15 protein-coding genes are annotated in these 14,337 nt (G+C 72.7%); 5 read left to right on the top strand and 10 right to left on the bottom strand.

The annotated features are described in order from the left end of the window. Positions 1–33: 33 nt before the first annotated feature. Entirely contained in the window at positions 34–465 is a 432-nt protein-coding gene (locus AC3X7Z_RS13920; protein WP_489976299.1) for an ArsI/CadI family heavy metal resistance metalloenzyme, read from the bottom strand. A 77-nt stretch (positions 466–542) separates the two neighbouring features. Here AC3X7Z_RS13920 and AC3X7Z_RS13925 point away from each other — a divergent pair, with 77 nt between their 5' ends. The 3 genes from AC3X7Z_RS13925 to AC3X7Z_RS13935 are packed head-to-tail and all read left to right on the top strand — an operon-like array spanning position 543 to position 2,397. Further along, entirely contained in the window at positions 543–899 is a 357-nt protein-coding gene (locus AC3X7Z_RS13925; protein ID WP_186339505.1) for an ArsR/SmtB family transcription factor, read from the top strand. Continuing rightward, positions 896–2,005 carry an ACR3 family arsenite efflux transporter gene (gene arsB, locus AC3X7Z_RS13930; protein WP_186339506.1) on the top strand — a complete coding sequence of 370 codons (1,110 nt, stop codon included), beginning with the start codon at positions 896–898 and terminating at the stop codon, positions 2,003–2,005. Before AC3X7Z_RS13925 ends, arsB begins: the two co-directional genes overlap by 4 nt. Continuing rightward, entirely contained in the window at positions 2,002–2,397 is a 396-nt protein-coding gene (locus AC3X7Z_RS13935; protein WP_489976300.1) for an arsenate reductase ArsC, read from the top strand. Before arsB ends, AC3X7Z_RS13935 begins: the two co-directional genes overlap by 4 nt. Before the next feature lie 29 nt (positions 2,398–2,426). Here AC3X7Z_RS13935 and AC3X7Z_RS13940 read toward each other — a convergent pair whose 3' ends face one another. The 9 genes from AC3X7Z_RS13940 to AC3X7Z_RS13980 all read right to left on the bottom strand — a co-directional run bounded on the left by AC3X7Z_RS13940 (position 2,427) and on the right by AC3X7Z_RS13980 (position 12,882). Then, positions 2,427–3,461, bottom strand: a complete 1,035-nt coding sequence (locus tag AC3X7Z_RS13940; RefSeq protein ID WP_186339508.1) for a LacI family DNA-binding transcriptional regulator — start codon at positions 3,459–3,461, stop codon at positions 2,427–2,429. 10 nt (positions 3,462–3,471) lie between these two features. After that, entirely contained in the window at positions 3,472–4,956 is a 1,485-nt protein-coding gene (locus AC3X7Z_RS13945; RefSeq protein WP_489976301.1) for a GH1 family beta-glucosidase, read from the bottom strand. Beyond that, complete coding sequence (locus tag AC3X7Z_RS13950; protein WP_489976302.1) at positions 4,953–5,771, bottom strand: carbohydrate ABC transporter permease; 819 nt, start codon at positions 5,769–5,771, stop codon at positions 4,953–4,955. The genes AC3X7Z_RS13945 and AC3X7Z_RS13950 overlap by 4 nt, the downstream gene beginning before the upstream one ends. Next, on the bottom strand, positions 5,768–6,781 hold the full coding sequence (locus tag AC3X7Z_RS13955) for a carbohydrate ABC transporter permease (protein ID WP_241005253.1): 1,014 nt from the start codon (positions 6,779–6,781) through the stop codon (positions 5,768–5,770). Before AC3X7Z_RS13955 ends, AC3X7Z_RS13950 begins: the two co-directional genes overlap by 4 nt. 37 nt (positions 6,782–6,818) lie before the next feature. Next, positions 6,819–8,114 carry an ABC transporter substrate-binding protein gene (locus AC3X7Z_RS13960; protein WP_206054681.1) on the bottom strand — a complete coding sequence of 432 codons (1,296 nt, stop codon included), beginning with the start codon at positions 8,112–8,114 and terminating at the stop codon, positions 6,819–6,821. A 181-nt stretch (positions 8,115–8,295) separates the two neighbouring features. After that, the gene (locus AC3X7Z_RS13965) at positions 8,296–9,744 is read right to left on the bottom strand and encodes a flavin-containing monooxygenase (RefSeq protein ID WP_489976303.1); all 1,449 of its coding nucleotides are present in this window, start codon (positions 9,742–9,744) and stop codon (positions 8,296–8,298) included. Positions 9,745–9,793: 49 nt separating this feature from the next. Then, on the bottom strand, positions 9,794–10,978 hold the full coding sequence (locus AC3X7Z_RS13970) for an MFS transporter (protein ID WP_489976304.1): 1,185 nt from the start codon (positions 10,976–10,978) through the stop codon (positions 9,794–9,796). 24 nt (positions 10,979–11,002) lie between these two features. Further along, positions 11,003–11,737: a glutamine amidotransferase gene (locus tag AC3X7Z_RS13975; protein ID WP_489976305.1), complete on the bottom strand. Its 735-nt coding sequence runs from the start codon at positions 11,735–11,737 to the stop codon at positions 11,003–11,005. Beyond that, positions 11,734–12,882 carry a CaiB/BaiF CoA transferase family protein gene (locus tag AC3X7Z_RS13980; RefSeq protein WP_489976306.1) on the bottom strand — a complete coding sequence of 383 codons (1,149 nt, stop codon included), beginning with the start codon at positions 12,880–12,882 and terminating at the stop codon, positions 11,734–11,736. Before AC3X7Z_RS13980 ends, AC3X7Z_RS13975 begins: the two co-directional genes overlap by 4 nt. A gap of 187 nt (positions 12,883–13,069) precedes the next feature. Between AC3X7Z_RS13980 and AC3X7Z_RS13985 the strand changes: the two genes are divergently transcribed. Further along, positions 13,070–13,597, top strand: coding sequence for a hypothetical protein (locus AC3X7Z_RS13985; protein ID WP_186339516.1), 528 nt, complete (start codon positions 13,070–13,072; stop codon positions 13,595–13,597). A gap of 203 nt (positions 13,598–13,800) precedes the next feature. Next, positions 13,801–14,337: a PadR family transcriptional regulator gene (locus AC3X7Z_RS13990; RefSeq protein ID WP_489976307.1), complete on the top strand. Its 537-nt coding sequence runs from the start codon at positions 13,801–13,803 to the stop codon at positions 14,335–14,337.

Raw genomic sequence — 14,337 nt, forward strand, 5'->3', positions numbered from 1 at the left:
CTCGTTCGTCCCGGCCGGCTGTCGCGCGACGCGTCAGGCGCAGCAGACGGCGCCCCCGTCGACGGCCTCCTCGACCCGCTCCTCCACAGCGGGGACCGGTGCGTCGTCGGTGATCGTGTAGACCTCCCAGCGCTCCCCGTCGGGCGTGTTCTGCACCCAGAACTTGTCCTGCTTGGCGTAGCAGCAGGTGGTGTCGCGCTCCTCGGTCGTCGCGAAGCCGGCCGCCGCGAGGCGGGTCAGCTCGGAGTCCACGGCGTCGACGTCCTCGACCTCGACGCCGAGGTGGTTGATGCTCCCGCCCTGCCCGGCGTTCTCCACCAGGACGAGCTTGAGCGGCGGGTGGGCCACCGCGAAGTTGGCGTAGCTCGGGCGGACCTTGTGCGGCTCGGTGCCGAAGAGCGTGGAGTAGAAGGCGATCGACGCCTCGAGGTCGTCGACGTTGAGCGCGAGCTGTAGGCGGGACATGGGGTGCTCCTTGATATATTGATGGATGTCGATGGGTCGAGATTGCCGTAGACATCGACATCTGTCAATATTGACTCGTGTCGAAGTCCGAGCTGACCCTGAGCCCCGTCGAGACCGTCGCCTGCTGCTCGCCGCTGGTGCGCGAGCCGCTGTCGGCCCACCGGGCCGAGGGGGTCGCGCCGCTGCTCAAGGCGCTCGCCGACCCGGTGCGCCTGCGCCTGGTCTCGATCGTCGCCGCCAGCGAGGGCGGCGAGGCCTGCGTGTGCGACCTCAACGACGCCTTCGACCTCTCCCAGCCGACCATCAGCCACCACCTCAAGGTGCTGCACGACGCCGGCCTGCTCGAGCGCAGCAAGCGCGGCGTGTGGGTCTACTACGCCGTGCGTCGCGAGGTGCTCGCCGACCTCGCGGCCCTCATCGGCGGGGACGCGTGAGCACGCCCGACCGCGCGGGCGGCGGGCTCTCGACCCTCGACCGCCTCCTGCCCCTGTGGATCGGCCTCGCCATGGCCGCCGGGCTCCTCCTCGGCCGCTCGGTGCCCGGCCTGGACGACGCGCTGTCGGCCGTCGAGGTCGACGGGATCTCGCTGCCGATCGCGATCGGCCTGCTGGTGATGATGTATCCCGTCCTGGCGAAGGTGCGCTACGACCGCCTCGACACGGTCACCTCCGACCGGCGCCTGCTCGTCGCCTCCCTTGTCCTCAACTGGGTGCTCGGGCCGGCGCTGATGTTCGCGCTGGCGTGGCTGCTGCTCCCCGACCTCCCGGACTACCGCACCGGACTGATCATCGTCGGCCTGGCCCGCTGCATCGCGATGGTCGTCATCTGGAACGACCTCGCGTGCGGTGACCGCGAGGCCGCCGCGGTGCTGGTGGCCCTCAACTCGGTCTTCCAGGTGGTCGCCTTCGCCGGCCTCGGCTGGTTCTACCTCGAGGCGCTGCCCGTCTGGCTGGGACTGGAGGGGGCCGCCCTCGACGTGTCCACGTGGCAGGTCGCGAAGTCGGTGCTGGTCTTCCTCGGCGTGCCGCTGCTGCTCGGCTGGCTCTCGCGCACCTACGGCGAGCGCCTCCGCGGCCGGGAGTGGTACGAGGCGGCGTTCCTCCCGCGGGTCGGTCCCTGGGCACTGGTCGGGCTGCTCTTCACGATCGTCCTCCTCTTCGCCCTCCAAGGTGAGCAGGTCACCAGCCGGCCCCTCGACGTGGCGCGCATCGCGCTGCCGCTCCTCGCCTACTTCGCCCTGATGTGGGGCGGCGGCTTCCTGCTCGGCCGCGTGCTCGAGATGTCGTACGAGCGCACCACGACGCTGGCGTTCACCGCGGCGGGCAACAACTTCGAGCTGGCCATCGCGGTGGCCGTGGCGACGTTCGGCGTCACGTCCGGCCAGGCGCTGGCCGGTGTCGTGGGCCCGCTCATCGAGGTGCCCGTGCTCGTCGGCCTCGTCCACGTCAGCCTGGCCCTGCGTGGCCGCTTCGCCGACTGGGCGCCGGGCCCGGCACCCGATCCCGCACCCGACCCGATCGTGCCAAGGAGCCGACGATGACCACTCCCACCGTGCTGTTCGTCTGCGTGCACAACGCCGGCCGCTCGCAGATGGCCGCCGGCTGGCTGCGTCACCTCGCCGGCGACCGGGTCGAGGTGCTCTCGGCCGGGTCGGCGCCGGCGTCGTCGATCAACCCGGTCGCCGTGGCGGCGATGGCCGAGGTCGGCATCGACATCGCGCGCCACCAGCCGCGGGTCCTCGACGAGGCCGACGTGCGCGCCTCCGACGTCGTCGTCACGATGGGGTGCGGCGACGCCTGTCCGTTCTTCCCCGGCACTCGCTACGAGGACTGGCGCCTCGACGACCCCGCCGGGCAGGGGATCGAGGCTGTGCGGCCGATCCGCGACGAGATCCGCCGCCGGGTCGACCAGCTGCTGGCCTCGTTGGCCTGACCGCAAGGGACCGCGGTACGCCGCGCGGCTCAGGCGCTGGCGCGGCGGACCAGTGTCGGGGGGATGATCAGCCGCATCGGACGGCCGGAGGCGGGGTCGTCGACGCACTCGAGCAGCAGGCGCGTCGCGCGCTCGGCCATCTCGTCGACCGGCTGCCGCACGGTGGTCAGCGCCGGCGTGGTGCGTTCGGCGACGCCGAGGTCGTCGAAGCCGACGACGGCGATGTCGTCGGGCACCCGGCGCCCGAGCTCGGCGAGCACCTTCAACGCACCCGCGGCCATCAGGTCCGAGGCGACGACGAGACCGTCGAGGTCGGGGTGGCGCTGCATCAGCAGACGGGTGGCCGCCTCGCCGCTCGCCTCGGTGAAGTCGCCGTGCTCGATCGCGTCGGCGGCCAGCCCGGCCGCCGCCATGGCCTGGCGCCACCCGACGACACGGTCCTCCGCGGCCGTCATGTCGGACGGCCCGGCGATGGTGCCGATGCGCGTGCAGCCGCGGGCCACGAGCAGCTCGGTGGCCTCGCACTCCCCCGCCACGTTGTCGACGTCGACGTAGGCGACGCGGTCGCCGCCGGTCCAGGGCCGGCCGCCGAAGACGCAGGGCAGGCCGATGTCGGCGAGGTGCTCGGCGAGCCGGTCGTCGCGGTGGTGGGAGACGACGAGCGCGCCGTCGACGTGCCGGTTGGTGAGGTAGCGCAGGGTGCGCGTGCTCGAGGCGCCCGGCCGGGCGAGCAGCAGCACGAGCTGGATGTCGCGCTCGCCGAGCACGCGGGTCACCCCGCGCAGGGTGCCGGCGAAGAACGGGTCGGAGAAGACCCGGTCGTCGGGCTCGGGCACGACCACCGCGATCGAGTCGGTGCGCCGGGTGACCAGGCTGCGCGCCGCAGGGTTGGGGACGTAGCCGAGTGTGCGGACCGCCGTCTCGACCGCCGACTGGGCACGCGCGCTGACGCGCTGGCCGCCGTTGATCGCGCGGGAGGCCGTGGCGCGCGAGACGCCGGCGACCCGGGCCACCTCGTCGAGGGTGGGCTGGCCGGCGCTGGCGGCACTCCGCGACGACGACACGCGCGCCACGCTAGTGCGCCCCGCCCACCGGTGGCGGCAGGCTCCCGGAGCGGGCCAGCTCGCCGTACCAGTGGGCGCTGGACTTCGGCGTCCTCCGCTGGGTGGCGTAGTCGACGTGGACCAGGCCGAAGCGCTTCGCGTAGCCGAAGGCCCACTCGAAGTTGTCGCAGAACGACCAGTGGAAGAACCCGCGCACGTCGACGCCCTCCTCGATGGCGCGGTGCACCGCGCGCAGGTAGGAGTCGAGGAACGCGATCCGGTCGGGGTCGTGGACCCGGCCCTGGGAGTCGGGGGCGTCGGCGAACGCCGCGCCGGTCTCGGTGAGGTAGATCGGCAGGCGGGGGTAGTCGTCGTGCAGGCGCCGCAGCAGGCGGTGCAGGCCGTCGGGCTGGATCTCCCACCCCATGTCGGTGAGCGGCAGCCCGCGGCTGGGGAACGTGACGTGCTCGGAGCCGGGGAACGGCGAGAGCGCCACCCGCTCGGGGTGGTCGGCACCGAGGCCGACGACGTCCGTGCGCGGGTGACCCGACACCTCGTTGCCGTGGTAGTAGTTGACGCCCAGCACGTCGATCGGGGACGAGATCACGTCGAGGTCGCCGTCGCGCACCACGTCGAGCCACGGCCGGCCCTGCCAGGTCAGCGCGGCCGTGTCGTCGAGCACGTCGGCGGGGTAGGCGCCGCGGAAGACCGGGTCGAGGAAGAACCGGTTGTGCAGGCCGTCGATGCGCCGCGCGGCGTCGACGTCGGCCGGGTCGCTCGGGTCGCTCGGGTCGGGGACGGTGAAGTTGAGGCTGAGCCCGAGCCGGTCGACGCCCCGGCTGCGCAGCTCCTGCGTCGCGAGCCCGTGCGCGAGCAGCAGGTGGTGGGCCGCGATCAGGCCCGCGGCCCCCTCCTGGCGTCCGGGGGCGTGGTGGCCCGCGGTGTAGCCGAGGAAGGAGGAGCACCACGGCTCGTTGAGGGTGGTCCAGGTCGGCACCCGGTCGCCCAGGGCGTCGTGCACGGCGATGGCGTGATCGACGAACCGGTGGGCGGTGTCGCGGTTGGTCCACCCGCCGGCGTCCTCGAGCACCTGCGGCAGGTCCCAGTGGTAGAGCGTCAGCCACGGCGCGATCCCGTGCGACAGCAGCTCGTCGACGAGCCGGTCGTAGAAGGCGAGCCCCGCTGCGTTGACCGGACCGGCGTCGGGTCGCACCCGCGGCCACGCGACGGAGAAGCGGTAGGACGTCGCACCGAGGTCGGCCAGCAGGGCCACGTCGTCGGGCATCCGGTGGTAGTGCTCGCAGGCCACGTCGCCGGTGTCGTCGTTGAGCACCGCACCGGGGATGTGGGAGAACGTGTCCCAGATCGACGGCGTACGTCCGTCCTCGGCGACGGCGCCCTCGATCTGGTAGGACGCGGTCGCCATGCCCCAGACGAAGTCGGTCGGGAAGCGTGCGGCCTCGGTGTCGATGGCGGTGGCGGCGGGTGTGGCGGCGGGCGTGGTGTGGATGGTCATCCCTTGACGGCTCCTTGCATGATCCCGGTCACGAGCTGGCGACCGGCGACGACGAACAGGACGAGGAGCGGGACGGTGGCCAGGGTGGTCCCGGCGAGGACCATGCTGAAGTCCTTGAAGTACCCGCTCTGCAGCTGGTTGAGCGCCACCTGGATGGTGGGGTTGTCCGACGGCAGGGCGATCAGCGGCCAGAAGAAGTCGGTCCACACCTGCATGAAGGTGAACAGCCACAGGATCGCCGCGGCGGGTCGCGCCGCCGGGACGGCGACCGTGAGGAAGGTGCGGATCTGCGAGCACCCGTCCATCCGCGCGGCCTCGATCAGCTCGTCGGGCACCGCGTCGACGAGGTACTGGCGCATGAAGAACACCCCGAAGGCGGTCACCAGCCAGGGGATGACGACCGACCAGATGCTGCCCGCCCACCCCAGCTTGGACATCAGGATGAACAGCGGGACGACGCCGAGCTGGGTGGGCACGGCCATCGTCGCGACGACCATGACCATCAGCGGCCCGTTGCCCCGGAAGCGGAGCTTGGCGAAGGCGTAGCCGGCGAGGGTGCAGAAGAAGACCACCGAGCACGCGGTGACGGTCGAGACGAGCAGGCTGTTGCCCAGCGCCTTCCAGAAGGGGACGGAGTCGAGCGCGCGCTGCGCGTTGTCGATGAAGTGGCCGCCCGGGAGCAGCGGCGGGATGCCCTGCGCGGCCACCTCCTTGGTCTGCGAGCCCAGCAGGAACGACCAGTAGAGCGGTGCGGCCGAGCCGAGCGCGAACGCGGCCAGCAGCCCGTAGACGAGGAACCCCGGGCGCCGGCTCATCGGGATCCTCCCCGGGTGCCGAAGCGGCGGATGGCCAGGAAGTTGCCGATGGCGAAGACGCAGATCACGAGGAACAGCAGCCAGGCCGTGGCCGAGGCGCGGCCGAGGTCGCGCAGCTGCCAGCCGAAGTCGTAGATCAGCATCGTGATGGTGCCGAACTGCCGGTCGCTGCCTCCGTTGCGGGCCGCGGTGTCGTCGAAGAGGCGGGGCTCGGCGAAGATCTGGAGACCTCCGATGGTGGAGGTGATGATGACGAAGACCATCGTGGGCCGGATCATCGGCACGGTGATGGACAGGAACTGGCGCACCCGGCCGGCTCCGTCGATCGCGGCCGACTCGTAGAGGTCGCGGGGCACGGCCTGCATCGCGGCCAGGAAGATCAGCGCGTTGTAGCCGGTCCAGCGCCAGTTGACCATCGTCGCGATCGCGACGTGGCTGGCGAGCCGGTCGGTGTGCCACGCGATCGGGTCGATGCCGACCATGCCGAGGAGCTCGTTGACCAGGCCGTAGCGGTCGCCGTAGAGGCTGCCGAAGATGATCGCCACGGCCACGGGCGAGACGACGAACGGCAGCAGGATGCTCATCCGCCACGTCGTGCGCGCCCGCAGCTGGTTGTCGAGCAGGGCGGCCACCACGAGCGCGAGCAGGATCTGCGGCACCGAGGAGATCAGGAAGATGCTGATCGTGTTGACCAGCTGCTTGGTGAAGTAGGGGTTGTCGATGACCTCGCGGTAGTTGCCGAGGCCGACGAAGTCGCCCTGGCCGCCGAGCAGGCTCCAGTCGTGCACCGACACCCACGCGGTGTAGGCCAGCGGGAACATGCCGACCACGAGGAAGACGATGAAGAACGGGGCGATGTAGAGGTAGGGCGAGAGCGCCACGTCGAGCCGGCTCAGCCGGTGGCTCCACGGCCGCGGGCGCCGCCCGGGGTCGCGGCCGGCCGGGAGCCGGGCCCGGGACGACGGCACCTGCTCGGTGCCGTCGCCCCGGGTGGGGAGATGAGTGGTCACGTCTCGCCGATCGGGTGGTGGGGTGCCCGGGGCCGGGTCAGCCCAGGGCCTCGACGTCGGTCAGGAACTGCTCCCACGACGTGTCGGGGTCCTGCGAGCCGTCGTCGACGCGCAGGATGGCGGCCTGGAACGCGGAGAGGATGTCGGAGTACTTCGGGCCCTTGAACGGCTGCACCGTGATCGCCGCCGCGCGCTCGGCCGTGATGGTGCCGATGGGCGCGTCGTTGAAGAACTCGTTGACCGCCTCCTTGACCTCCGGGGCGTCCTGCGCCTCGACCTGGCTGGGGAACGCACCCACGGCCTCGAACGCCTTGGCCTGCTGCTCGGGGGCGGTCAGCCAGGCGGCGACCTCCTTGGCCTCCTCGATGTTGTCGCCCTGCGCCGGGACGGTGAGGAACGAGCCGCCCCAGTTGCCGCCACCGCCGGGGAAGACGTTGGCGATGTCCCATCCCTCGACGCCCTCGGAGTTGCCCTCGATGATGCCCATCATCCAGCCGGGGCAGGCGATCGTGGCGAAGCCGTCGTCCTGGAACTGCGCGGTCCAGTCGTCGCTCCACTGCGGGATCTTGGACGACAGCCCGCTCTCGATGTTGTCGGTGACGGCGGTCCACACCGCCTGGAGCTCGGGGTTGTCCACGTCGATGGTGGCCTCGTCGGTCTCGAACGGGTACTCGACCTGGTTGAGCATCGCCTGCGCGAGCGCGCCGGAGGAGTCGTACCACGCGGTGCCGGGCATCGCCTTGACGAACTTCTCGCCGGTCGCGAAGTAGTCGTCCCACGTCCCCATCAGCTTGGCCACCTCCTCGCGGTCGGTGGGCAGGCCGGCCTTCTTGAACAGGTCGGCGCGGTAGCAGATGCTCTCCGGCCCGACGTCGGTGCCGTAGCCGATCATCTGGCCGTCGGCGTTGGTGCCGGCCTCGGCCTTCCAGTCGAGCCAGCGGCCCTCGAGCTCGGGGTCGGTGAGGTCGACGAATGCGCCGCTCTCGGCCATGATCGCGGGCATCGCGTCGCCCTCGATCGCCTCGATGTCGGAGAGGCCGGAGCCCGCCGCGAGCTTGGTGTAGAGGTTGGCCTTGGCGTCGTCCCAGGTGCCGACCTTGACCTGCTTGATCTTGATGTCGTCGTTGTCGGCGTTCCACTCCTCGATGAGGTCCTCGTAGCCGAACTCGTTGAACGTCGCGACGGTGATCGTGGTCGCGCCATCGGCGCTCGATCCGTCGGAGTCGTCGTCGTTGCTGCACGCGGCCGCGGTCGTCGCGAGGGTGAGCGCCATCAGTGCGCTCGAGGCGAGTCGCACCCGCCGGGTCCGCTGGGTCCTGCTTGCTGTCTGCACCACTGCACTCCTGCCGTCCTGCGGGGTGCCGGGCTGGTCGCCCGGCCGGAGGTGGACGTGAGCGGTGTGAGAGCGCTTCCACTTCCGTCCGCCAGCAACTATGACGACGGTCACATGACCTGTCAACGGCTTGCGGACGAAACCGATCCGGAATGTGAGAGCGCTTCCATGGAAGCGGCTCTCACGACCAGTCCAGGACCCCGTCGTCGAGGGGCGCGCGGCGGATCGTGCGGGCGTCGTGGAGGTAGCTCTGCCGCAGCGTCCACGGGGCGACGGTGCCTTGGCGCGGCAGCGTGTGGACCACCCGCTGGATGTAGCCCGCGTCGAAGTCCATCAGCGGGACCTCCTCGACCGACGGGTCGCGCACCGGCACCACCGAGCGCTCCCCGGTGGCGCGCATCCGCGTCAGCAGCCGGACGACGTACTCGCTGACGAGATCGGCCTTGAGCGTCCAGGAGGCGTTGGTGTAGCCGATCGTGAAGGCGAAGTTGGGCACCCCGGACAGCATCATCGCCCGGTAGGCCATCGTGTCGCGGGGCTCGACGGTCTCGCCGTCCACGCTGAGCTCGGCGCCGCCGAAGACCTGCAGCGACAGGCCGGTGGCCGTCACGACCACGTCGGCCTCGAGCCGCCGCCCCGACTCCAGCTCCACGCCGGTCTCGGTGAAGGTGGCGATGCGGTCGGTGACGACCTCCGCGCGTCCGTCGCCGATGGCCCGGAACAGGTCGCCGTCGGGCACCAGGCACATCCGCTGGTCCCACGGGTCGTAGGCCGGGTTGAAGTGGGTGTCGACGGCGTAGCCGGCCGGCAGCTGCGCCACGTTGACCCGGCGCACGAAGCGGCGCACGAGGTCGGGGCGGCGGCGGCTCGCGCGGTAGAGCGCGGCCTGCAGCGCGATGTTCTTCCAGCGGGTCACGACGTAGGAGCGGTCCTCCCCCACCAGCCTGGTCAGCCGCCCCTTCACCCCGTCCGTGGCCGGCACCGGGAGGACGTAGGTCGGCGAGCGCTGCAGCATGGTGACGTGCGCGGCGCCCGTGTCGGCGAGGGCGGGTACGAGGGTGACGGCGGTGGCGCCCGAGCCGATCACGACCACGCGCTTGCCGGTGTGGTCGAGGTCGTCGGGCCAGCGCTGCGGGTGCACGAGCCGGCCGCCGAAGCGCTCCTGTCCCTCGAAGTGCGGGGCGTGGCCGGCGTCGTAGTCGTAGTAGCCGCTGCACGCCCAGAGGAAGCCGGCGGTGATGGTGCGCCGCTCGCCGTCGACCTCGGCGGTCACCGTCCACCGTGCGGCGCTCGAGTCCCAGTCCGCCGCGACGACGCGGTGCCCGTAGCGGATGTGGCGGTCGACGCCGTGCTCGCGCGCGGTGTCGCGCAGGTAGGCCAGGATCGAGGCGCCGTCGGCCAGCGCCGTGTCGCCGCGCCACGGCCGGAAGCGGTAGCCCAGCGTGTGCATGTCGGAGTCGGAGCGCACGCCCGGGTAGCGGAAGAGGTCCCACGTGCCGCCGCTGGCGTCGCGCCGCTCCCACACGGCGTACGTCGTCTGCGGCAGGTCGGTGGCCAGGTGCGCGGCCGCGCCGATGCCCGACAGCCCGGCCCCGATGATCAGCACGTCGACGTGCTCGCCACTGCTCACGTCCCGAGGGTAGGTGACGCGAGCCCAGGGCGTGACGACGAGTGACAGGTCAGCGCAGGTTGCGCGCCATCGCCGCGAGCCCGAGCACCGGGCCGGGCAGCAGGAGCAGCGACACCAGCGGCCCGAGGTCGCCGACCAGCGCGACGGTCAGCGCGATGGCACCGATGGTGAGGCCGAAGCCCAGGCCGTTCTGGATGGCGAGCGCGCTGCCCACGAGGTGGGGCGGGCACGCCCGGGCCGACAGTGCGGAGAACTGGGCCGAGTCGGCGACGACCGCGACGCCCCACACGAGCAGCAGCGCCAGCGCGAGCGCGACCGGGGCGCGCGCGACCAGCGGGTAGAGCAGGCAGGCGGCGCCGGAGACGGACAGCGCGGTCGCGGCCACGCGTACGCCGCCGACGCGCCGGCTCCACCAGCCCCCGGCGACCGACCCGAGCGCCCCCGCCCCGATCACCGCGAACGCCCAGCCGTTGAGGGTCGTGCCGCGGTCGCCGAGGAGGTCGAGCAGCAGCAGCGGCACGAGGGTCCAGAAGGCGTAGAGCTCCCACATGTGCCCGAAGTAGCCCAGCGCCGCACCCCGGTAGCCCCGCACCCGGAACGCCTGGAGCACGGCGCCGGGGCGCAGCCCGGCGGCACCTCCGCGCGGCAGGTGGGGCCCGTCGCCGAGCAGCAGCACCACGACGCCGGCCGCGAGGGCCAGCACCGAGGAGGTGAGGACGACGGCCTGCCACTGCCAGCCGAGGCCGAGCGAGGTGATCAGGTGCGGGAGGGCGGTGCCGAGGGTGAGCATGCCGACGAGCCAGCCGAGCGCCTCGCCGGCGCGGTCGGGGGACCAGGAGACGACGAGCTTCATCCCCAGCGGGTAGATGCCGGCCAGGCTGAGTCCGGTGACGAACCGCCACGCCACCCCTTCGGCCGTGCCGTCGGCGAGCAGCGCGAAGCCGGCGTTGCTGCCCGCGCCGAGCACGCAGGCGACCGCGAAGATCCGGCTCGCCGGGAAGCGGTCGGGCAGGCTGGTCACCGCCGCGAGGAGCGTGCCGAGGACGAAGCCCGACTGCACGGCGACGGTGAGGCTGCCCAGGCCCGCGTCGGTCAGGTCCCAGACCTCGCGGAGATCGGCGGCCGCGGCGTTGGCGCTGAACCACAGCGACGTGCCGAGCAGCTGGGCGACGACGACCACCGGCACGGCGAGGCGCGCGCGGCGCGCCGCGACCGGGTGCGTGTCGACGTCCACCGCCTCACCCTCCCAGAGACGGGCTCAGGCGCGGGCGTGGAGCTCGACGAACCTGGCCAGCAGCCGCACCGGCTCGGCGACCATCGCCTCGCGGGCGGCCGACTTGAGGTGCTCCTGCTCGTGCGGCTCGTAGTAGCCGTGGGCGCTGTAGGCGTCGATGCGGTCGCAGATCGCGACGGCGTCGAGCTCGGGGTGGAACTGCGTGGCGTAGACGTGGCGTCCGATCCGGAAGGCGTGGACGGGGCAGGTGGGCGTCGAGGCGAGCAGCACCGCGCCGTCGGGCAGCCGCGAGACCGCCTCCTTGTGACCGAGGTAGGCCAGGAACTCCCCCGGCATCACACCGAACAGGGGGTCGGCGCGGCCGGCCTCGGTGAGCCCCACGGGCAGGGCGCCGATGGGCTCGCCCCACGTCCGGTCGACGACGCCGCCGCCCAGAGTGCCGAGCACCCCGATGCCGTAGCAGGCGCCGAGGAACGGGAAGTCGGCCGCGACCGCCCGCTCGGCGAGCCGGTGCAGCTCGGCCTCGGCCCGGCGCTGCGCCGGCGACTTCACGTCCTCGGGGTCGGAGACGTTGAAGGGGCCGCCGCCGAGGATGACCCCGGACCACGCGGCGAGGTCGACCTCGCCGAGCGGCTCGGCCTCGAGCCGGACGCGCACCAGCTCCTCGGGGCGCAGGCCGCAGCCGGCCAGCACCGCGTCGTACTCCTGCTGGGCGACGTCGTCCTCCGCGCGGGTGCCGAGGAAGAGGAAGGGCCTCACGCCTGCGCCGCCGCGCCGTCGGCGAGCAGCCGGTCGACATCGCGTACGCCCCACGCCTCGAGCGCCTCGCGGGTGTGCTGCCCCGGCAGCGCCGGCGCGAGGCCCAGGGTGGGGGTGGTGCGCGAGAAGCGCGGCGCGGGCGCCGGCTGGGTGACCCCGTCGCGCTCGACGAAGGTGCCGCGGGCGGCGAGGTGGGGGTGGGCGGGGGCCTCGGACAGGGGTACGACGGGCGCGACGCAGGCGTCCGTGCCGTCGAAGACCTCGCACCACTCGGCCTGCGTGCGCTCCTTGAACCGCCGGGTCAGCGCGTCCCGGATCCCGGCGTGGTTGGCCGGGTCGTCGCGGTCGGGCAGGTCGACGCCGACGCGCTCGACGAGCGCGGCCCAGAACTGCGGCTCGAGCGCGCCGACGCTCACGTGCCGGCCGTCGGCGGTCTCGTAGAGGTCGTACCACGGCGTGCCGCCGTCGAGCAGGCCCGAGCGGCGGGTGCCGGTGGCGAGGCCGATCGCGGCGAACGTGGAGGCCATCGCGTTGAGGTGGGCGGTGCCGTCGACGATCGCGGCGTCCACCACCTGGCCGCGCCCGCTGGCGCGCGCCTCGAGGAGCGCGGCGAGGACGCCGATGACGAGGTAGGTCGAGCCTCCGCCGAAGTCGCCGAGGAGGTTGCTCGGGAAGTGCGGCCGGTCGCGGTCCTGGCCCAGGCCGTGGAGCGCGCCGCTGACCGCGACGTAGTTCATGTCGTGCCCGGCGGCCCCGCTCCACGGGCCGTCCTGGCCCCAGCCGGTCATCCGCGCGAAGACCAGGCGCGGGTTGCGGGCGTGGCAGGTGTCGGGGCCGAGCCCGAGGCGCTCGATCGCGCCCGGGCGCATCCCCTCGACGAGCACGTCGGCCTGCTCGACCAGGTCGAGCACGGTGGCGACCGCGTCGGGGTGCTTGAGGTCGAGGGCCACGCTCGCCCGGCCGCGGGCCATCACGTCCTTGGCTCCCATCGCGAACATCCCGCCATCCGGCCGGTCGATGCGGATCACGTCGGCGCCGAGGTCGGCCAGGATCATGCACGCGTGCGGGCCGGGCCCGATGCCGGCGACCTCGACCACCCGCACGCCCCGCAACGGCCCGGTGCCCTGCCCCAGCTCGTACGTCATGGCCCGATCATGACACCACCGCTGTCAGGGTCGGCCCGGTCGCGCGTCCTCGACCACCCGCTCGGCACGGTCACGCCCGGCACGGTGCGGACGCCCGCCGGGGCGATCGGCGAGATCTACGAGCCGACGGCGTGCGTATCGTCACCGAGGACGACATCGCCATCACCGTGATCACGAGGGCCACCTGATGAGCAACCAGACCCTGCTGGCCGCGACTGCCGAGACCGTGCGCGCCTTCGCCGCCCACGAGATCGACCTGGAGACGCTCCAGGCCGGGCTCCAGTCCGTCGTGACGCTGCTCGAGCGCACCGACTCGCCCGGCTCGTCCGAGGTGGCGAGGGTCGTGCGCAACGTCGAGGGCGACCTCGAGCTCATCAGGTTCACCGTGTTCGGCGACGAGGTGCATCCGGCGGCAATGACGGCCCTGAAGCCGTTGCGGGCGCACCTGCGCGCGGCCGGGGACGAGCACAACTGCCGAGCCTGCGGCTACCGGTGGCCGTCTCCGCCGTGGGGGGACGACGGGCGGAGCCCGGACTTCGACATCTGTCCGTGCTGCGAGGTCGAGGCCGGCTACGAGGACGTCACGCCCGCGGGCGCCCGGGCCTACCGCGCCGAGTGGCTGGCTCACGGCGCGCCGTGGCACGACGCGGGCACCCCGCACGACGGCCTCACCACCGAGGAGCGCCTGACCCACGTGCCCCCGGGCTTCGAGTGAGCCGAAGGGCGACGCCGAGCCGCGAGCTCGCGGAGCAGGACGAGCCCGACGACGCGGACCAACCCCCCTCGCCTCGACGGGGAGATCGTGGTGGATCCGAGCCACCCGGTGACTCGGAAGCTCCACGATCTCCGCCCGCGCCCGCCCTTCGCCCGAGCGTACGAGGCTTGCAACTCGTTGCATAGGTGGGGCACGATGCCCGCATGGCCCTCGAGCACGCCCTCCTCGTCGCGCTGAGCGAGCGCCCGGCGAGCGGGCTCGAGCTGACCCGGCGGTTCGAGAAGTCGCTCGGCTTCTTCTGGCACGCCACCCACCAGCAGATCTACCGGGTGCTGGCGCGGATGGAGGCCGACGGCTGGGTCGCCGTGGAGGTGGTCGAGCAGGACGGCCGCCCCGACAAGCGGGTCCACACCCCGTCGGCCGAGGGCCGGCGGGTGCTCGCGGAATGGCTGGCGACGCCCATGCCGATGGAGACCTTCCGCAGCGAGCTGGCGGTCAAGCTGCGCGGGGCGTCGTACGGCGACCGCGCGGTGCTGAGCGCCCACCTCGCCGACGCCCGCGCCGACCACGCCACCAGGCTCGCGCACTACGAGGCGCTCGAGCGCGAGCAGTTCCCCGACCCGGACGCCCTCGACGAGGCGGGCCTCGACCAGTGGCTGGTGCTGCGCGGCGGCATCCGGCTGGAGCGGTTCTGGATCGACTGGATCACCGACTACCTGCACGCCCACGAGAGGGACTGA

The sequence above is a fragment of the Nocardioides sp. Z24_21 genome (assembly GCF_058134345.1).